Here is a 19,088-nt window from a genome sequence, read left to right as displayed (position 1 = left end):
CTCAAATCACGTTGCTTTTAAGCTGCGTTATTGCGTTCTCAAATAGACGTTGTTCTTTTGCCTTGTGCTCTACCGAGAAGCGAATCAACATCACGAAGCATGTAGCTGCTTTCAGCCAATTTTTTGCACTCGTTGACGACACCCAATGCACAGCAAAGTCATAAAAAGAAATAAAAAAAGCGAGCCCCCTCATAGAGAAGGCTCGCATCGCTGGAACTGAAAACTCAGATAATTCAGATATAACTTTTTTATGCAATAAAAATAAAGACATGACCTTCACTCCGACTGAACGTAACTTCTTTGTGTGTACGGTTGCACTCACAAACTCGATCAGAACGGACATCGTTGGCCGTCTTTAAAACTCATGGTCGTCTTCGACCTGTAATTAAGTAAGCACTTTGCATGCCAATATTCTAGAAACTTAAGTAGATAATATTTTTATATTTAATTTCATACAGATAGAAATTTTTAATCTGTAAGTAAAGAATTAAGTTTTATTTTGCTTGCTCTATTACTGCACACTTATATGGTTTAAATAAAAATACCCCTTGCTACAAAATGAATCGTATTTTTGCACCAAGATTGATCAGACCCATACTTTGGCATGCTAAAGTGCCATTAAAGTTCGATTTTTTCTTTAGTTTTCGATGGCACTAATCTTGCTTAAAAAACTGATAACAAAAAACGCGTCGAATTGGCGCATTTTCTTAGCCTGATTTTCTGAACTTATGCCAAAACTCAAAATAGCCCTTATTGATGATGATCATGCGCGAGCCGACTACATAAGAAAAAGTCTGCTTGAAAATGATTTTGAAGTGGTCGCTTGCCTTACTTTGGACCACTTGAATATCTTTCGCCTCGAACATTTACAAGCGGATGTGATCTTGCTTGATATGGACCATCCTCACCGTGACATTATTGAAAGCTGTGTCAGTAGCTATGACCTTCCTACCGTTCTGTTCACCAAAAATTCAGATAAAGATACAATCAAACAAGCCATAGATGCGGGGGTGACTGCTTATATTGTTGATGGTATTGATCCTTCCCGCTTACATACCATTTTAGAAATCTCTATTGAGCAATATAAAAAACACAAAAAACTCGAAGGAGATTTAAGAGATGCTCAAACTAAACTAGCTGATCGTAAAGATGTTGAAAAAGCCAAAGTTTTACTTATGCAACTCCATGGCCTTCCTGAAGATACAGCATTCCAGTTGCTCAGAAAAAATGCCATGAGCCACCGTATTACGATTGGGGAAATGGCTCGGCGTTTACTTGACGCCCAAAAATTACTTGGCAATCAACTAAAGGATGAATAAATGAGCACATTAGAAAAGACTCAATTACAACTTGGCTATATTCCTTTGCTTGATTGTCTTGCATTGCTTTGGGCGAAACAAAGAGGTTTCTTTGAAGAAGTAGGGCTCGACGTTACTTTAGTTAAAGAAGCATCATGGGCAAGTCTTCGCGACCGCCTTGCTTTTGGTTTATTAGATGCAGCCCACTGTTTATCTGCGATGTTACCTGCGGCTGCGGTAGGATCAGATCAAATTGGTACGCCACTGCAAACTTCACTGGTTTTGAGCGAAAATCGTGCATTTATTAGCTTAAGTCAAAAATTAACGCATCAACTTAAGATTCAAGAAAATGATACAGCTCAAGTAACGGCGCAAAAAGTGGTGCATTACATTGAACAAGGTCATTCCCTTTCTTTAGCTCATGTGTTTAAGCACTCCATTCATCATTATTGTTTAAGAGAATGGTTAGCTTTAGCAAACCCAGAACTCGCTCAATCAATTCAGCTCAAAACCTTACCACCACCTTATATGGTCGAAGCACTAGATAAGCATGTGATTGATGGTTTCTGTGTTGGAGAACCTTGGAATACTCAGGGCGAGCTTCTCGGTTTAAGTAAAATGATTTGCTCAAGTCAGAACATTATTCCACCTGTGGCTGACAAAGTTTTAGCCGTAACGCAAGAATGGGCTGAACAGCATCCACAAACGCTGGTTGCACTTACCGCGGCAATTATGAAAGCTCAGCAAGAACTTAGCGAACTAGAAGACTTTGCTCCAATTTTAAAATTATTGGTCGAGTTTGGAATTGTTCGTTTTCATTGCTCAGAAGAAGTGCATGTCGACAAATACTATATGATTCAGGATATTGTCCGTCATTTAGTAAAAGAAAGCGCTCTTCCGAAAGTAGAAGACTTTTATTGGCTCTTCCAACAAATGCAAAAGTGGGATGACCTTCAGCTAGACCAAACGCAAATCAATGCACTGGGCCATAAGTGCATCAATCTAGTGGCTTACGATCAAGCTAAGCAGCTTAATTTCGTCTAACACGACCTATCAATCAACAAAAAAAAGCTGTCTTTTATATAAAAGACAGCTTGAAAGACCCATAAGACAAAATGCGAAACACGCATTACTATACTTTCTGGACTCAATTGATCCATTTAAAATATAGCGCTTATGGACATGATCATATCTATCTAAACGTATCATTTTCAGACATTTTCATATCAATAACTGACACTTGATCAAAATCCCCTCTCTTAATCATTCTTACAATTCAAACTAATAGCCAACATGTGCACCTCGTAGTGTTGACGTTGCTGTAAATTATTTGGCTTGTGAATCGTAGTAGTTGCTGAGATTTGGGGAAACTAAACAGCTTTGAACCACGCTCATGGCGATACTTACATCCAGTTAAAAATTTGAATTATATAAATAATAAAAAAGCTGGTGATAAGTGAAATTTAAACACTCAGCACCAGCTTTTAGCTAAAATCAATTAATAATTAAAAGTGTAACTCAAACCAAAGGTATGCCCTTGTGCCCGCATACTAGACACTGGTGAAAAGGTAATTTCTGACTGCTAGATAGTCTTTATTCCATACGTTATAAATTCCAAAATCCACTCGCCCCTTATAAGCTGGAAAATTCACTAGGGCATCCATAATCGCATAACCCTTTATTTTTAGGGGGATTACCATGTTAAATAACCAATAAAGATTTTATATCCATAATAGTAATGACTACTATTTACATTCATAATGGTAATGACTACTATTTGCATCAATATTAATATTTACTAATTGGGAATAAAAATGCGCTTGTTACCCTTCAGTCTTTGCTTACTTACAACAGCAATTTGTACCCATCTTTATGCCGATGGTTCAATTAAAACAACTACTGAATCACAAAATGCTGAAGCTAAACTTCCGACAATTGTGATAACAGCGACACGTACACCCAAAAGCATTGCTGAAATTGCAGGAACAGTTCAAACCATTTCTGCTGATGAAATTGCGCAACAGGCTGGTCCAGGTCGTAAAGTTGCAGATGTTTTGGCACAACTAGTTCCATCTTTAGCACCAAGCAGTGGAACGAGTAGTAATTATGGTCAAACTATGCGTGGACGTAATGTACTGGTGATGATTGATGGCGTATCACAAACGGGTTCACGTGATGTAGCCCGTCAGTTGAATAGTATTAGCCCAAATATGATTGATCATATTGAGATAGTTTCAGGTGCGACCAGTATCTATGGTTCAGGTGCGACTGGCGGAATTATTAATATTATTACCAAACGTGCTGACAAGTCTAAGCCTGTTAGCTTTCAAACAAAATTAGGTGTGACATCGGCCGATAATTTCCGCGGTGACAGTCTGGCTTATCAAGTTGGCCAAACGGCTTCATTTGCAAATGATAAAGTCGACGGTTTTCTTGGCGTAGACTATACCAATCGAGGCTCTCAATTTGATGGTAATGGGGATCGTATTTCATTAAGCCCTTGGCAGGGTAGCACTATGGATACCGACACCATTGATGTGAATGGTCGTGTAAACTTTAATTTAACAGATAACCAGACTCTTAGTTTTGGTGCTCAGTACTATAAAGATGAGCAAGATACAGAATATGGGCCTGATTATTCTTATTTGCTCACAAAAACAGATCCATCTTACAAAGCTGTCAAAGGTTGGAGCTTAGATAATCAGCCGTTTACTGAACGTTATGCTTTTAATACACAGTACCAAAATCAGGATTTCTTAGGTCAAGTTCTGAATGTGGAAGCTTACTATCGAAAGGAGAAGTCACGCTTTGTACCTTATGGTTATTCAGCTGACGGTGTTAGTGTAAAGCAAAGTCAATCAAATGTGGATTATGCAGGTATTCGTTCAACTTTACAGTCTGATCTTGTTGTTGCTGACCGTGATTTAAAACTAACTTATGGCTTAGACTATGACTGGGAAAAAGATCATCAGTGGGCGGACTACTATATACCAAGCAATAATGGTTTAGTTTATACCCCAACTGGAGAAAAACAAGACTCAGGACCAGATACTGAAATTCAGAATATTGGTACCTTTATACAAGGGGACTATGCAGTAACAGATCAGCTTAATATTCAAGCTGGAGTGCGTTACCAATATGTTCAAGCGGACACAGACAGCTATTTAACTGCACGTAAGCCGTATACATTAATGGCTGCAGACTCTACAGATTCAGATAAATTCTTGTTTAACCTTGGTGCCGTCTATAAACTCACTGATGCTCAGCAAGTCTATGCTAACTTTTCACAAGGCTACAGTTATCCAGATGTGCAACGTGTATTACGTGATGTTGCAGCATATACCTTAACTACGTCTGGTATTGCTCCGATCACTGTGAATAGCTATGAACTAGGCTGGCGCTTGAACCAAGATAAAGGTTTAAATTTGGGCCTAACAGGTTTTTATAATACTTCTGATAAAGTCGTTCAATTTAACTCGGATCGTTCTGTAAATGTTGTTGATACCGACCAGCGAATTTATGGAGCTGAAGCAACAGTAAGTTACCCATTTATGGAAAATTATAAGGTAGGTGGGACTTTAGGTTATACAAGAGGCCAGTACAAGGATGGAGCCAATAATTGGCATGAGTTAAATGCTTTTGCAATTTCACCAATGAAAGGTACGCTGTTTGCTGAATGGAATAATACGGAAGGCTATGGCGTACGTGCTCAAATGCTTGCGATCAAAGGAACTGATAAAGCCTATAAAGACGACCTAGAGTTAAAATCAGCTGGACTGAGTGATAGTAATAGCGCAGCAGAAATTAAAGGTTATACAACCATGGATGTATTAGCACATTTTCCTATGGCGAAAGGTCGTGTGGACTTTGGTGTCTATAATCTATGGGGAAATCAATATAAAACTGTATTCGCTCAACAAGCAGCAGTAACCAATGCAAACTCATTGTTAGCAATCCCAGCCGAAGGTCGTACTTTTGTGCTAAGTTATACTATAAATTATTAAATTTAGGACTGGGAGGGACTGTTCTAAATTTTCTAAAATTAACGTAATATGCCTTCCCTAGTGTCTGGACTTTTTTAATGATTTGTCACGTTTAACGGTTAATTATCAATCAATTTTTCACAATTTCATGTAGCCTCTCTTATTCTATTAGAGAGAAATACAGATATTAAAATTCGACTTTTTTTAACAGTCTGATTTATCAAGATTAATAAATTTTTGGCTTAGCTCTTCAAATAATATAAAATCTATTATTATTTTTATCAGGTGATCTTCGTATAATTAAAAGTGAATCATTTGGAATTTTTACTTTCACTTTGATAGAGACCATATTTCCATACAGAACCTAGTATATTCTTAATAAAAATATTCGTTTCTTTTCCTGCATAAAAAAGATATACAGCACTGGGAACGATTAAAATATAAACCAACATTACCACTATCTTTTTTTTATACTCCTTCTCACTCTCAGTTAAATTTTCATCATTTAATTTTTCTATTTTCAATTGTTTTATGAATTTATCAATACGAAATTTTAGTAACAAACTTAAGAAAATCATTGTAATTAAATTCAATAAGTTTCCACTATAGAAAGTAAACACAAAGGCTAAGCCAAAGACAGAAAGTAAAATAAGGTGATACATATATTTTTTCATACACTTAATATATCAACTAAAGTATTTCCGAGAGCATAGTGTGCCCCTAAAAATAACAGATACACAAAACAAAACTTAACTGTGATAAGAAAAAAATAAAAGACCATCCCCAACGACCAATCAGTTGGGAAATACCAAATGTACATAAAGTACAAATAATCAAAAACATACCAAAACCAATAATAAATTTAGTCAATAATTCACTATAATCAACAAATATATTTGTTTTTGAAGTAAGAAAATAATAAAATCCACCAATCCCTCATTTTATATTTTAATTAATAAAATTTAAATTAAGCATCTAATTAGTACAGTTCAGTAGATAATGGTTTTTCCCAAAAAAACTTGCCCCTCATTCTTTAATCGATCATGGATTAAGATGGTATGTAAGAGCATATAATTATGAAAAATGATGCTGTATATCAAACTGGTCCTGCCTAGTCGAAATAAAATAATTAAATTGTTGATTTATTATATTTTACTGTACTCTCACTTCTGATTTATTTAGTCCATCACGTTGCCGATAACTTCCACAGCGTGAGTAAAATTCATTTCGATAACAATGATATAGAACTGCTGTTTTTTCTAACATCTTTATTTTTTTCTGCGCTTGATAAGCAATATCCTCTGCAATATAGGCATAAGATTTTACATTTTCATCCGGCTCACCCACTATTCTACTGGCAGTTGAATTTTCAAAAATAAAATAACTCATCATGCGCATAACAGCTCTGAAATGCCCTTGCCCAAGCACATGTTTTTCACCAAATAAAATATGCCAGCCCAGATCAGAGTCATCAGCATTATAATAAAGCGCCAGCCGATCACGCTTGGCTTCATATATCTCAAGATAACCAACATCAGTATGTTCAATCGTAATAATAAATAACCGCTGATGATCATCACAAATCATCTTTTCAAAATAAACTGCCAGTTCAAGCTCCGGTTTATTTAGCTGCCACTGAGGAATCACATGAGGTTCATGCATCCATTTATACAATAATGGAAAATCCTGCGGGAGTTGCACAGCCCTTAATCCATAAGCTATTCCTCTTTCCTCGTAATGGAACTCATCCAACAGCTGTGAAGATAATGTCATCATAAATATTTACTCAATTCAATTTCATGCAGATGCAGTAAAATGGTAATAATCCTGTGCTGAATGTTCGCTGAAAAACTGGTCCCGTTTCTGCCGTTCTTGGATTTCCATTTGCTGAAACTGCTCAAGATGATGACGGGCAATATCTGGACTCAAAATAAACACACCATCAGCATCTCCAACCATTAAGTCGCCCGAAGAAATACAGGTATCTCCCATCTGTATTTGCTGGTCGAACTCCACCACACTCTCTCCCTGCTGACGTGTAGTCAGACAACTGACCGATGAAGCAAAAACGGGGACCTTCATGTTTCTTAAGGCAGTTACATCCGTTACTGCACCCAATATGATTACAGCGGCAAGCTGATGATATATGGCAGCGCGATGTCGCTGTTCTCCCCAGCAGGCACGATGTTTCAACTGACGTGCATCAATAACCAGTACATCACCCGGTTGGCTGTTCAGCAAAGCCTGACGCAGTGCCATACCATTGACTGAATGCAATGTAGCCGTACGCACTCGACCCACAGCATGCCCAATTTGGTTAATCGCATGAATCTGTGGTAAATGCCCTTGGTCCAGTATATGACCAATGGTTGAGCTGGCAATACCTGCATAGCTCTGGATTAAATTATTTAACTGGTCTTGCATGAGTATTGACCTCTGTGTTCATCCTGTCTCAGTAATGGACAGCTTGCACAATATTCTTTCTGTGCTTCAGGTAACTGAAAATAAAAGCAGCATTTTTTACGTTGATAGGTCGTGGACGATTGCTGCCGACTCTGATCCAATAAATAAAATGGGTTCTGTTTTAGGCCCAGATCAGCTGCAGGTAAATCTATCAAAAACTGTCGTTGAAACTGGATACGGCTGAGGAAAGCTTGGTTCCCCCCTTTTCTGTTCATCATGTCGTAAAATTGCAGAATTCGTAATGCAGTATTTTCCCACAACAAAAATTTCTGTACTTTCCCTATACGGGTGAGGACATCGAATAACTTTTGCAGGTCACCCAGTATAAATCGCACATATCCTTCAAAAGATTGCTGTTTTCTACTGACGCCATGCTGTAATTGAGGCAGATTAATCAGATGCAGTGTTCTGTCCCAATACCAGTCAGGAGGCAATACTGCGGAAATACAGGATATTTCCCATGGCAAATCAATTTCCTCAGAAGTCAGGGCATAGAAATATGGGAATAACAGAGGAACAGCCCAGTATTTAATGAACATGGATGTAGCGCAGGTTAAATTCACTGCACCCACGCGGGAACCAAAATCATTTAATGCTGTCAGACATGCAGAGGGATTTAGCAGATCTGTAAAACTCAGTATCTGCTGATCCTCTACAGGCAGCACATCAAATTGAATATTCAAGCGTTCAGCCAGCAACTGCCTAAGTACTGGTATATTAGATTCTGTCATTTTAAAATCAGACTCAATATTCAATACTGCAATCTGTGACTGCACACCTGAGTTTTCTCTATTCATGAAATTAAACAACACTCCTGAATACATTCGGCACAGTTCCCATACTGCTTGGCATACTTCCCACCCGATTATCTTGCTCAAGTAGCGGACGGATCAGTTGCTTATATGGCCACAACTCACTATCAAACAGGATATGCTTTAATTCAGCGCGGGCCGTATCCGTAAACGGCACATCATCCAGCGCTTGCTGTAACTGCTGTGCCAATACGCGCCATAAATCCGCCGAGTCAATCTGATAGAACTCTGCAACAGTTTCCAAGATACTCGCCAGATTGACCTGTATACCGAGTGTTTGCAGATAGAGAATCAAACTTTTCACGCTATCGTGATACAGCGTAATACGAAAATCATGTGGACTCAGGTACTCCGGATCAGGCAGGCCCTGCTGCTGCATCCACGGCTGATAAATACGGACAGAATCATGGTCGCGGAGCATGAAGCCAGCGAATTGCCCGTGTTCTAGTACAATACAAATATTTTGGCCGTGAATTTCGCCCATCAGACCAAGACGGAACAGGCGCAAATTCACCTCAAAGAAATCACGGCATAATGCAGCAAAAGTATTGCAGATATGCTGTGGTGTAATCGTTAAATTCTGCCATTTTAGAATCAAATCAAATACACATCCCTGCCCATCCATCAGTTGCCCTAAGCTAGCCATAGGAATAATCTGATAAGGTGCTTGTAACAACTCAGCAGGAATTCTACGGCGCTGTGCAGCGAGATGCATCGGCCGTTCATTGAACAGCATTAAATTATCTGGCGTTAAATTATCCTGTTGCTCTGGAAGATAAGCCCACCATTGATTTTCATCGCATAACCACAGACGTCTCTTCAGTACCTCATCTTTTTGCTTAGCAAGCTGCAATAGTTGCTGATTCTTTTGCCCATTGATCATTTTTACAATCGGCAAAAAACGCAATGAACCCAAAGATTTAACTGCAAGTGGTAATTTTAGACTATCCTGTGGCTGTGTCGCTGAAAGAAGACTTCTTAGTGACGAACTAGCGTACCAGCCGCTAGACTGGAACGCTAAGGGGATAATGTCCTTATGGTGCAACTCTTCAGAAAATTTATCGGACAGCACATGCTTGAACTGCCACGCATGTAGGGGAATTGCTAAATAGCTATCCCCCAGCGCTTTTTCATCACATTCCTGTTTCAACATCAGGAACTGTTCCGCATTCAGAAAAATACGCGCAGGTTGCTGCCTGCTGATCTCAGTGACATCCTTCCCATAGACCAACTTTTCTTTATTTACTGCAACCCAGTGAACATTCATATCCTGAGCAAATTCGGGACTGAAATACTGATATTCATCGGGACTAAAACCGTCCTTTAATTTGGCCAGCGGATGATAGGGACGATCCCGCAAAGCAGCATACTGCTCCAGCTGTATAAATAAGTCTGCGGGATGCTGCGTTAACCATTCTGAGAAGGACAATCGATGTTGCTGAGACAATTCTGCATGCAACATTGCCTGTTTTAAATCTGCACGAAAATCTGCCAGTTTTGATGTATCAGCAGAGTTGAAACACTGTAATTGCTGCATGAAGTCAAATAACTGTAATGCACTTAGTTTCTGAACATGATAATCCTGTGCTTCGTCCATGCTAAGCTTACAGATCGATGTTCCAACATACATCTGCCAACGCTGTTTCAAACCCTGTTTTAGCGGTAGAATCAAGCACTCAGTCTGAGCAGAATTAAATAAAACTGCAAAACGCTCCCCAGCTGTATAACTGTCGAAAAGTGTTTCAAAGCCATGCTGAAATCTTTGTCTGCATAGTCGTTGAGCCTGATCCTTTGTTAGGATCTCCGATTCTGAAATATATTGCTCAGCAAGTAGACTATTAACCAAATCCATCAATATCTCCTGCCCTGAAACGGCAGGTGAAAACACCATGGTATTCATTTGTTTATCCCCCTATACAGGCTGACGGAAATGGAACAGAGGGTTATTTACATAACGCATCTGTACATCACCATCACCGAATAAGCGGCGGCGGGTTAGCGATTCAATACAATATTGCTCTGCAAAGACATCAAACACAGCATAGCGTGACTGATGTTCGGGATATTGCTGCTGAAAATGATGAATAATATCTGCTGCTTTTTGCCAGAAGACCTGTTCACTAAAGTCAAGCTGCTGTTTTAGTGTTATGGCAATATCACTCAATGCAACAAAGAATAGACAAGCGCAACTAAAATCCCGCACTGCATTTAGGTCATCCGTGAGAATAAATGACATACGATTAGCTTTCGCATGTTCTGCGGGTAATGCATGCAAGACCGGAAAAGCTTCAGGATGGGTCAGATGATCAGGACTGAAGCGGACCCCATCATGAAAATCCTTTAAAATAATTCGTACTGGCCAGCCATTACGATGAACCAAAATAATATTTTGCCCATGCGATTCAGTTCCAATTCCTTCAGCAAAGAGTAAATATAGAATTGGCTGAATGACCACAGACAGCAATTGCCCAACCCATGCATCCACACCATACTGATCCAGCCAAGGTGCGATCAGTAACTTCCCATCCTGCTGAACATGACCAATTCCATTCAGAGGAATAGCGTCTTCACCAGATTTTAAATACTGCTGAACACTTTCACGCCATAGACTGGCAATAGTTCCATATGCCTGTTTGGCATGTGAAGTCGGCAGACGAGTGAAATCCACTGCTGAGGCATGTACTTCACCAAGAATATCAAAATCCAATTTTTGGGCAATTTCACTGTTCTTTTTTAAACCCTGTAGCCAATCTGTAATGAGCGGCCCATTCATTGCTGTATGTGTCGCCAATATCCGTGAACTTGAGGTATTTGTCAGACTCATGGACAATTTGATATAAGGCTTTTCAGGATGTTGTAAATTGGTCAGTGTTCTCAGTGACTGCTGAGCAATATAGGCATATTCCCCTCGTCCCAGATAAACAATCTTCTGTTCAGCAATTTCCTTAAAGAACACATGCACAATAGTATTTTCCCATTGCCATGGATGAACGGGTAACCAAATATACCCATCTGTATTTTTTTGCTGACCCAAAACCTTTGTAAACTCTTGCTGATCCTGTTCAGTCAACTGCTGCTGCAGGAAATCATCTGCATTTAAATGACTGGATGCATTATGGGAAAATATGGACTGATGTACTGCAATCCACACCAGATGAATGGGTTGTGCATACTCAACCCCATATTTCAGATTATCCTGCAGATTAAAACCCACTCGGGATTTATAACAAGGATGATATGGATGACCATCCATCAGATAGGTTTCCAGCACGTCATAACTATATTGTGCTGCTGGTAGTGCATACTCATTCTGGCAATGCTGAGACTGCACATCATGAATAAAAGTTCGCTTCAATTCGCTGATAAAACCATCAATCTGGGCTGCCTGTGGAATACTTCGGATGACCTCATCAATCACTAAATTCAACTGCGCAACCGTTTTCTGTCCCTGATGATCTTCACGGATGACATCTGTAGCATTCATGCGTACTAGCCCAAAACTAAGATGTCGCTGTCCTGCAGCTACGTAACGTACCGATTGCCCTTGTGGGTTGATCACATCTATATAAAAAACACCATCCTGAAACTGGGCTGGAATCACCTCTTCATAAATCAATGCCTGTAGCAATTGTTTGATCACACGCTGTTCAACTTTTTTCATCGTGGCTTGATCAGGCTGCTGCCAAGCTAAAGTACTTGCATTCACAGAATGTGTGGTTGTAGAAAGTGCTGGATGTAAATTGCCCATTATTTTTACCTTTATTGATTTTGGACCAAAACGTCCACTTGCTTTTGACTCGGAAACTTCCATGCAGCGGGTAATGCCAACAGCATCACTCCTGCACAGATCAAAAATAGTTCCCGTATTGCATGAATTTGAGCAATTGCGAGTTCTGGTGAATATGGAATATTGTGTGTACGAATTTGCAGATAGAGTGCAGCAACCACGACAGCAATTGCAGCGCAAATCCGGCGCAGTAAGTTATTAACAGCGGCTCCCTGAGTCACCAGTTCTTGATCTTCCAGACTATTTAACCCAGCTGTTGTCGCTGGCATATAGGACAAACCAAATCCCAGCCCATGCAAGATCATACAAAACATCAGGGATATGACATGTGTACCTGGAATCAATGCCAAACCAGCGAATGCAGCAACAGTCAACAGAAGACCAAAACAAATTAATTGCCGGGCGCCATGTTGATCGAGATATTTACCCGCCCATTGACTACATAGACTGGTGGTCAGTGCACTACTCATCAGGATCAGCCCTGTCCACACTGGACTGAGCTTTAAAGTATTTTGTAACAGTAGTGGAATCAGGAGTAAGGTAATGAACAGTCCGATAGTATGTACAACTGAAATAATCACACTGTAGTTAAAACCACTACTGGTAAATAGTTGCCAGTCAATTAAAGCATTGGGCTTATTACGACTGAACCAGAAAAAGCCACAACATGCCGCAATGCCTGTACTGAACAACAACAGAAACTCAGACGTTTGGATGTCACTCAACTGCTGGATTTTGCTCAAGCTGAGCAGCAACGCTACAATGCCCACAGCAAGCAGTACAAAACCCCTCCAGTCAAAACGTAATAATCTCAAATTAGTCTGCTGTGACGGCAACCACCGTAACCCCATCACCAATGCACAGATCGCCAGCGGAACATTCAATAAAAATAACACCTGCCAGTTCCACCACACCAAAACCAGTGCACCCAGCATGGGTCCGCATGCCAAAGTCAGCATGATCATGGCACCCCATAACCCTGTAGCAGCCCCCCGCTGTGCAGGCGGAGTTACCATAAATATAATTCCCAGAGACAATGGGATCATCAATCCACTTGAAAAGCCTTGTAAAGCACGAACCAGCAATACAGTTCCAAAATGCCCTGCAAAAGCACCATACAGCGAGCTCAAACCAAAGACTATCAGTGCAGTCAGATATACCTGACGTTTACCAAATCGCTGACTCACATAACCTGTGAGTAATAGACTCAGGCTCATACTCAGCAGAAAAATAACCATCACCCAGCTAACTGCTGTTTCATTGATCTGAAAATCATGCATCAACTGAGGAATAGCGGGGTTAAAACTACTGTTGTTTATACTGACCGTGCCAGTTCCTAACATCACACAGATCATCACCCAACGTTGTAACCCTGAAGATTCAGGATTTTCTGTCTGCAACAGTGGTTGTGGCTGTTCAGCCATCTCCTGTCCCCTGTGTTATTTGCTCATGACTTTTAAATACTGATCATCGGTTTTCCCAGAGGGACGCGGCATGACTGTATTTGTTCGGGAATTATTTATCTTGAATTCAGTCGTCAAGGCCTGACTATCCAGCTGAAAATCCTGAAAGCCTTGTTTCCCATCTACATCAAAATAGTTTTCTTTCAGAATCTGATTGGCAATCCGTGCAGAACGAAATGCACCCAATCCCAGATCTGGAGTACCAACGCCATGGTGTTGGAGACTGGTATTTTGTATATAGATCTCACCATCCCCTTGATACTGCAGTTGATGATGCTCACTAATTTTCCAGCGTTGCTGGGTATCTAATACAATCCCGTCATTTAGCTTATTCAGGAACGTCTGTGCAGGATATTGATAACCCGTTGCTGCAATCACGGTACTTGCCCGGAGTTTCAACATCTGCTGTTGCTGAATCTGTAAAAATTCAAGTTGAATATTATTCGGCCCATGTAACTGTGCATTCTCCAACTGATAGTTGCCAGCAATAGTCACACAGGTATCCGCTTGTCCAATACTACGGTGATAAAGGCGCTCATAGATTTCCTGAATAGTTCTGCTACTTATTCCCTTGTACAAGTGGGCTTGTGCAGTTGGCAGAGTATCCTTGAGAGCTTCTGGTAAATGGTAGAAATAACGCATGTAATCTGGACTGAAGCTTTCCAGACCCAATGGTGTATTTTCCATGGGTGAAAAACCTGCGGAGCGGGTCAACCAATATAAATGGAATTTGGGCTTGCCTGTTTCTGATGAAATCTGCTGATCAAATAAATCAATAAAAATTTCCGCCGCAGACTGACCAGAGCCAATCAATACCACATTGCCAGAAAGATTATCGGTACACTGCTCTAGATAGCTGGAAGAGTGCAGACAAGATACGGTTTGTTCTGAAATTGTTTGTAATGGTTTGGGTAATCGCGGCACCGTTCCCACCCCTAATACCAGTTTACGGGTCTGATGAATGGACAATCGTCCACGCTGTTCAGCAATCACCTGAAAACCTCCAGAGATTGGAGCAACGTCTACCACTCGCTGACCAAAATGTAGATCATGCAACTGCTGTACGACCCACTGGCAATAATGGTTATATTCTTTGCGTGGAATATACAGATTCTCACGGAAGTAAAACTTATAGAGACGTTGCTGTGCCTTTAAATAGTTCAGAAAGCTATAAGGGCTTGTCGGCTCAACCAGACTAACCAAATCGGCCATAAAAGGGACTTGCAACATCGCACCTGGTAGCTGTAATCCTGCATGCCAGTCAAAATTTTCCCGTTTTTCAAAGAAACAATACTTCAATGAAGCATGCTGATTCACCAACGCAGCAAGACTTAGATTAAAGGGCCCCAGACCAACACCGATGAAATCAAGCATAGTCGGCCTCCTCAATAACTTGTCTAACATAGAGTGGATTTTTTAAATCAACATAGATTGATTGCTGAGAAATATCAGCTTGTAACTCATCCAATTCATACAGACGTGTCATCATATTGCCTTTATAAGGGAAAGTTTCATGATGTAAAACAGTCTTTAATAAATTGCTTTCAGGATATTTCTGATAGGCCTGCAACAGGTAGGATTGCAGCATTTCAATTAATTGTTGCTCCTGAACGGTGCCAGTCATACCTATGGCATTAATCAGACCGAATAAGGTATTACCAATAAAGTAATAACGGAAACGTTCATCCACCAGTGACAATGAGCACACTGCCTGACCATCTGTTGCCAATGTCGGATAATGTTTCAAAATTTCTGTGGCAAGCTCACGGATATAGTAAAATCCTTGATTATCCCTAAACCATACTGTTTTAGGCATACCCTGTTCCAGTTCAATCAAGGTATTCTGTTGGTGTGCTTCAAAAGCCATTCCATATTCATGATACAACTCCATCAATGGCAGAATGGTCATTTCTAGGAAGCGATCAAACCATAGCAAGGCAACTTGCGACTGAGACTGACCTGTTTGTTTTGAAATATCTGCAAAAATTTCACTGAAACGATTTTTTGCCAATACAGGATGATCCTGACACAATGAAGCAATACAAGTCACATCATCACTGACCTTAAATGGATTTTCACGCAAAATACAGATGGTTTCATCTAGTACTTGACCATCAAATTTCAATGCAATCCAAGCAGGATCACTCAAAGCCTGAAGGTTCGGATTTCTCTGCCTAAATTCACTTAGACAATCATCATGCCACAGCTGATAACTCAACAAACCACGGTGGCATTCCTTATACAGATTGACCCGCACTGAATTAGTCACAGCTACAGTCATAGATGCCTTGAACATCCAAGGTGATTGCTCACTGTACAGTGTACGTACTGAAGTTGTTGCCTTGACATCCCAGCCTAGCGCGCCAAAATCAATCAATTTCTCTTCATGTAGAAGCTGTTGATACCAATCCTTATCTTTTAGATAACGTGCCTGCCATGGATGTAAAGGCAACAAGGCATAGTCAGGAAACTGGGCTATTTTTGCTCGGTGAAACGCATTGAAATATGGTTCTAAATCATGTTTGAACTGTGCGGGAATATCAATTTTATGTGCATTGTCCGAAGCAATATGTTCTGGGTTCACATATAGAAATTGCATTTTGAAGGTATTCTGTGTTTCAGGTGAAAAAATCTTCCAGTCATCCTGTACAAAACCCTGACGGCTTTTTGGTGAAGGATGCATGCTGTGGCCAAGTACCAATGCCTGTTCACTCTGAATAAAGTTTTGCTGTTTTGCTATAATCTGATCAAAATCTGGTTCACGATGACTGAGAAATTGCTGCAGTGCCCTGTGACTCTGAATCCAACATTCCAGCAATGAAGATGCATCAAGTTGCTGAGCTTTGGATTGTTCAATTAAATTTTCCAGTAAATTTGCCGCAATATTTACAGGGCTGAGTGCCACATATTGACCTTCCCGCTCGACCCACGGCAAGTCAGCAAAACGGTGGCGTCCCACCTGACTGAAATATTCAATCGGTGCATAAAGAAACCCATTGATTGCGTGTAAAGGAATACTCAGTAAAACTTTACCCTTGCCTCTTTCTGTTAAATGAGGGGATTGTTCTGTTAAAGAGAGAAAACGACCATGACCTGTTTCTTGTAAATATGAGTTCACTAAATGCTGCAAGGCAATTTTATTTGTGATTGATCTCATCAGGATTACTCTGTGGGGGGATAAATACCTACGGAGAATATCCATGCTTAAATATAAATACAAATGATAATTATTATTATTTACATTCAATAATAAAAAATTACATTCCCTTAACAACTCTTCATTTTTTTCACACAGTAGAATCAAGTCAAATCACTCAAACTACAAAATTCAACCTTAAATTTCCTAAAATGCTGATCAATGCAAAACTGGATCAGATGAATTTATCTTGATTAAGCGTGATATAAATCACAATTATTTTATAATTTTTAACAAACGAATAGAAACTTTACCTCCTCAATGCTTTGTTTTCGTTCCTGAATAGAGCGAGAAACAAATTACTAACAACAAAAAAGCAATTAGCTAGGATCAGTTGAAAGAAATGATAAAAGCTGAGTAAAAAATGAGCTCTACGAAATATCATGTGTAAACCTACTCTATAGAGCCTAGTAAAAATTCTTGTTAGTGTGTGGAATTATTCAATGTGGTCAGACGGATTATCCTCTACAAAATTGAATTGATATTTATCTAAACAAAATCCATCTATTCCATGCACACTATTAAACTCCAGCTCAAAAACTAGCTATTTTAAAGAGGACCATGAAATTCCTCTATTAAGCTTTATTCAACAAGCTGCACCCAACCAAAATTTACAATCGAACGATGCTAAAGACTTCATTACTTTTTGGTGGAAACAATACATTAACGTTTCGCTTATTCCATTAGTTGAGCTATTTGCAAATAATAGGTATTAGCGTAGAGTCACATGCTCAAAACATGGTTCTGATTCATAAAAATGGCTTACCAGTTAAGGCAGCCTTGAAAGATTTCCATGACGGTATTCGTTTTAGTCGTCATCTTTTACACGAGCCAGACCTTCTACCAAATTTACAAGATGCACCAAAAGAACATGCCAAGATTAATCCAAATTCATTTTTGGAAACCCACTCTCCAAATGAGTTAAGAGACGTTACTCAAGATGCGCTTTGGTTTGTAAACCTTGCAGAGTTAGCAATTTTCCTAAATGAACATTATGACTTCGATGAAATCAAATTCTGGACCATATTAAGAACCATCATCAATCAACATAAAGAAGCTCACCCAGAGTTTGCCGAGCGATATGAATTGTTTAACTTTACAGATGACACCATCGATATTGAACAGTTGGCGAGCCGCCGCTTCCTTCCTGAAATTCGCTTAAGAGTGCAAACTACGCCGAACCCACTCAGCCTCATTAAGGAAATTGAATATGAATAAATATTCGATTTCTCTTAAGAAACGAATAGAAAATGGTGAGACGCTCTACGGAATATTTTGTTCCGTAGCTTCTCCTATTAATGTCGAGCAACTGGCACTTGCGGGCTATGATTTTATTATTATCGACTTGGAACATACTTTATTTAGTACGTCTCAAGTCGAGACCATGATTTTAGCGGCTAGAGCCATGAGTCTTGATGTTTTTGTCAGAGTACCTTTAAACGCTAACCACCTAGTTCTACCTCTGCTCGATGCAGGGGTAACGGGTATTGTGTTTCCACGTATTGAAAATGCGAAGCAGGCACGAGAAGCAGTGAACTATTGTCACTATATGCCACTTGGGCAAAGAGGCCTTAACTCGACAAGGTTAAATCGATATGGTATTGATGATTTAGCCAGTTTTGTTCAACACGCAGCAAACGAGACGATTGTGGTTGCCATGATTGAAAGCTTAGACGGACTAGAGCAGCTTGATGAAATATTAAAAGTCGAAGGTATTGATATTATTATGGAAGGTGCTGCCGACCTTTCTCAATCTATGGGCATGCCGTGGCAATCTAGTCATCCAAAAGTAAAAGAAAAAGTTCAAGAGATGTATACAAAGACCAAAAATAGTCAAAAGCATTTCTGTGCTATTCCTCGACAACCTGAAGATATTGCGGCTTGGAAACAACAATCTGTTCAGCTTTTTGTACTCGGTGATGACCGAAGTATTATTCGCCGTGCCCATCAAAATCATTTGAACGCCTATAAGGAAATCTGATCACTGTTCAATTTTTTGGGGGGAATAAACACCTACTCCCCTAATTCATTGAATAAATTTCAAATATATTATTTTTTAAGCAATTAATAATATTGTTAATTACAA

General features: G+C 39.7%; 15 protein-coding genes and 2 pseudogenes. 5 read left to right on the top strand and 12 right to left on the bottom strand.

What is annotated here, in order from left to right; all coding sequences use genetic code 11:
* Position 1: 1 nt before the first annotated feature.
* On the bottom strand, positions 2 to 343 hold the full coding sequence (locus tag ACB088_RS04905; protein WP_375038183.1) for a hypothetical protein: 342 nt from the start codon (positions 341 to 343) through the stop codon (positions 2 to 4).
* Between the two features lie 385 nt (positions 344 to 728).
* Here ACB088_RS04905 and ACB088_RS04900 point away from each other — a divergent pair, with 385 nt between their 5' ends.
* Both ACB088_RS04900 and ACB088_RS04895 read left to right on the top strand, forming a co-directional pair.
* Complete coding sequence (locus ACB088_RS04900) at positions 729 to 1,319, top strand: ANTAR domain-containing response regulator (protein WP_092706999.1); 591 nt, start codon at positions 729 to 731, stop codon at positions 1,317 to 1,319.
* Positions 1,320 to 2,342: an ABC transporter substrate-binding protein gene (locus ACB088_RS04895; RefSeq protein ID WP_375038182.1), complete on the top strand. Its 1,023-nt coding sequence runs from the start codon at positions 1,320 to 1,322 to the stop codon at positions 2,340 to 2,342.
* On the opposite strand, the gene ACB088_RS04890 is transcribed toward ACB088_RS04895, so the two are convergent.
* Positions 2,339 to 2,458 carry a hypothetical protein gene (locus ACB088_RS04890; RefSeq protein ID WP_375038181.1) on the bottom strand — a complete coding sequence of 40 codons (120 nt, stop codon included), beginning with the start codon at positions 2,456 to 2,458 and terminating at the stop codon, positions 2,339 to 2,341. The genes ACB088_RS04895 and ACB088_RS04890 overlap by 4 nt on opposite strands.
* 338 nt (positions 2,459 to 2,796) lie before the next feature.
* Positions 2,797 to 2,983 (bottom strand): annotated as a pseudogene (locus ACB088_RS04885) (hypothetical protein); the annotation flags it as partial.
* A gap of 129 nt (positions 2,984 to 3,112) precedes the next feature.
* Here ACB088_RS04885 and ACB088_RS04880 point away from each other — a divergent pair.
* Entirely contained in the window at positions 3,113 to 5,302 is a 2,190-nt protein-coding gene (locus tag ACB088_RS04880) for a TonB-dependent receptor (RefSeq protein ID WP_375038180.1), read from the top strand.
* Between the two features lie 290 nt (positions 5,303 to 5,592).
* On the opposite strand, the gene ACB088_RS04875 is transcribed toward ACB088_RS04880, so the two are convergent.
* From ACB088_RS04875 to ACB088_RS04835, 9 genes are all read right to left on the bottom strand, one after another.
* The gene (locus ACB088_RS04875; protein ID WP_375038179.1) at positions 5,593 to 5,955 is read right to left on the bottom strand and encodes a hypothetical protein; all 363 of its coding nucleotides are present in this window, start codon (positions 5,953 to 5,955) and stop codon (positions 5,593 to 5,595) included.
* A 478-nt stretch (positions 5,956 to 6,433) separates the two neighbouring features.
* Complete coding sequence (locus ACB088_RS04870; RefSeq protein WP_375038178.1) at positions 6,434 to 7,057, bottom strand: GNAT family N-acetyltransferase; 624 nt, start codon at positions 7,055 to 7,057, stop codon at positions 6,434 to 6,436.
* Positions 7,058 to 7,078: 21 nt separating this feature from the next.
* A complete protein-coding gene (locus tag ACB088_RS04865; protein ID WP_375038177.1) occupies positions 7,079 to 7,705 on the bottom strand; it encodes an RraA family protein in 627 nt (208 codons plus the stop codon).
* Positions 7,690 to 8,568, bottom strand: a complete 879-nt coding sequence (locus tag ACB088_RS04860; protein WP_375038176.1) for a (2Fe-2S)-binding protein — start codon at positions 8,566 to 8,568, stop codon at positions 7,690 to 7,692. The genes ACB088_RS04865 and ACB088_RS04860 overlap by 16 nt, the downstream gene beginning before the upstream one ends.
* The gene (locus ACB088_RS04855; RefSeq protein WP_375038175.1) at positions 8,546 to 10,456 is read right to left on the bottom strand and encodes an IucA/IucC family protein; all 1,911 of its coding nucleotides are present in this window, start codon (positions 10,454 to 10,456) and stop codon (positions 8,546 to 8,548) included. Before ACB088_RS04855 ends, ACB088_RS04860 begins: the two co-directional genes overlap by 23 nt.
* A 12-nt stretch (positions 10,457 to 10,468) precedes the next feature.
* Positions 10,469 to 12,304, bottom strand: coding sequence for an IucA/IucC family protein (locus tag ACB088_RS04850; protein ID WP_375038174.1), 1,836 nt, complete (start codon positions 12,302 to 12,304; stop codon positions 10,469 to 10,471).
* An 11-nt stretch (positions 12,305 to 12,315) separates the two neighbouring features.
* The gene (locus tag ACB088_RS04845) at positions 12,316 to 13,767 is read right to left on the bottom strand and encodes a DHA2 family efflux MFS transporter permease subunit (RefSeq protein WP_375038173.1); all 1,452 of its coding nucleotides are present in this window, start codon (positions 13,765 to 13,767) and stop codon (positions 12,316 to 12,318) included.
* 15 nt (positions 13,768 to 13,782) lie between these two features.
* Complete coding sequence (locus ACB088_RS04840; RefSeq protein ID WP_375038172.1) at positions 13,783 to 15,180, bottom strand: lysine N(6)-hydroxylase/L-ornithine N(5)-oxygenase family protein; 1,398 nt, start codon at positions 15,178 to 15,180, stop codon at positions 13,783 to 13,785.
* Positions 15,173 to 16,963, bottom strand: coding sequence for an IucA/IucC family protein (locus ACB088_RS04835; RefSeq protein ID WP_375038171.1), 1,791 nt, complete (start codon positions 16,961 to 16,963; stop codon positions 15,173 to 15,175). The genes ACB088_RS04840 and ACB088_RS04835 overlap by 8 nt, the downstream gene beginning before the upstream one ends.
* Before the next feature lie 753 nt (positions 16,964 to 17,716).
* Here ACB088_RS04835 and ACB088_RS04830 point away from each other — a divergent pair.
* A pseudogene (locus tag ACB088_RS04830) lies at positions 17,717 to 18,220 on the top strand (IucA/IucC family C-terminal-domain containing protein); the annotation flags it as partial.
* Complete coding sequence (locus ACB088_RS04825; protein WP_375038170.1) at positions 18,213 to 18,983, top strand: HpcH/HpaI aldolase/citrate lyase family protein; 771 nt, start codon at positions 18,213 to 18,215, stop codon at positions 18,981 to 18,983. The pseudogene ACB088_RS04830 and the gene ACB088_RS04825, both read left to right, overlap by 8 nt.
* Positions 18,984 to 19,088: the final 105 nt, after the last annotated feature.

This window comes from Acinetobacter sp. RW6 (assembly GCF_041956835.1).
GTDB lineage: Bacteria > Pseudomonadota > Gammaproteobacteria > Pseudomonadales > Moraxellaceae > Acinetobacter > Acinetobacter calcoaceticus.
Note: the sequence above shows the minus strand (reverse complement) of the source record. Positions and strands in the feature narration are given on the sequence as shown.

Coding starts and splice junctions, on each gene's coding strand:
- ACB088_RS04865 (WP_375038177.1), bottom strand. CDS start 7,705: ATGCAAGACCAGTTAAATAATTTAATCCAGAGCTATGCAGGTATTGCC.
- ACB088_RS04895 (WP_375038182.1), top strand. CDS start 1,320: ATGAGCACATTAGAAAAGACTCAATTACAACTTGGCTATATTCCTTTG.
- ACB088_RS04835 (WP_375038171.1), bottom strand. CDS start 16,963: ATGAGATCAATCACAAATAAAATTGCCTTGCAGCATTTAGTGAACTCA.
- ACB088_RS04860 (WP_375038176.1), bottom strand. CDS start 8,568: ATGTATTCAGGAGTGTTGTTTAATTTCATGAATAGAGAAAACTCAGGT.
- ACB088_RS04855 (WP_375038175.1), bottom strand. CDS start 10,456: ATGAATACCATGGTGTTTTCACCTGCCGTTTCAGGGCAGGAGATATTG.
- ACB088_RS04880 (WP_375038180.1), top strand. CDS start 3,113: ATGCGCTTGTTACCCTTCAGTCTTTGCTTACTTACAACAGCAATTTGT.
- ACB088_RS04875 (WP_375038179.1), bottom strand. CDS start 5,955: ATGAAAAAATATATGTATCACCTTATTTTACTTTCTGTCTTTGGCTTA.
- ACB088_RS04890 (WP_375038181.1), bottom strand. CDS start 2,458: ATGGATCAATTGAGTCCAGAAAGTATAGTAATGCGTGTTTCGCATTTT.
- ACB088_RS04900 (WP_092706999.1), top strand. CDS start 729: ATGCCAAAACTCAAAATAGCCCTTATTGATGATGATCATGCGCGAGCC.
- ACB088_RS04850 (WP_375038174.1), bottom strand. CDS start 12,304: ATGGGCAATTTACATCCAGCACTTTCTACAACCACACATTCTGTGAAT.
- ACB088_RS04840 (WP_375038172.1), bottom strand. CDS start 15,180: ATGCTTGATTTCATCGGTGTTGGTCTGGGGCCCTTTAATCTAAGTCTT.
- ACB088_RS04870 (WP_375038178.1), bottom strand. CDS start 7,057: ATGATGACATTATCTTCACAGCTGTTGGATGAGTTCCATTACGAGGAA.
- ACB088_RS04905 (WP_375038183.1), bottom strand. CDS start 343: ATGTCCGTTCTGATCGAGTTTGTGAGTGCAACCGTACACACAAAGAAG.
- ACB088_RS04845 (WP_375038173.1), bottom strand. CDS start 13,767: ATGGCTGAACAGCCACAACCACTGTTGCAGACAGAAAATCCTGAATCT.
- ACB088_RS04825 (WP_375038170.1), top strand. CDS start 18,213: ATGAATAAATATTCGATTTCTCTTAAGAAACGAATAGAAAATGGTGAG.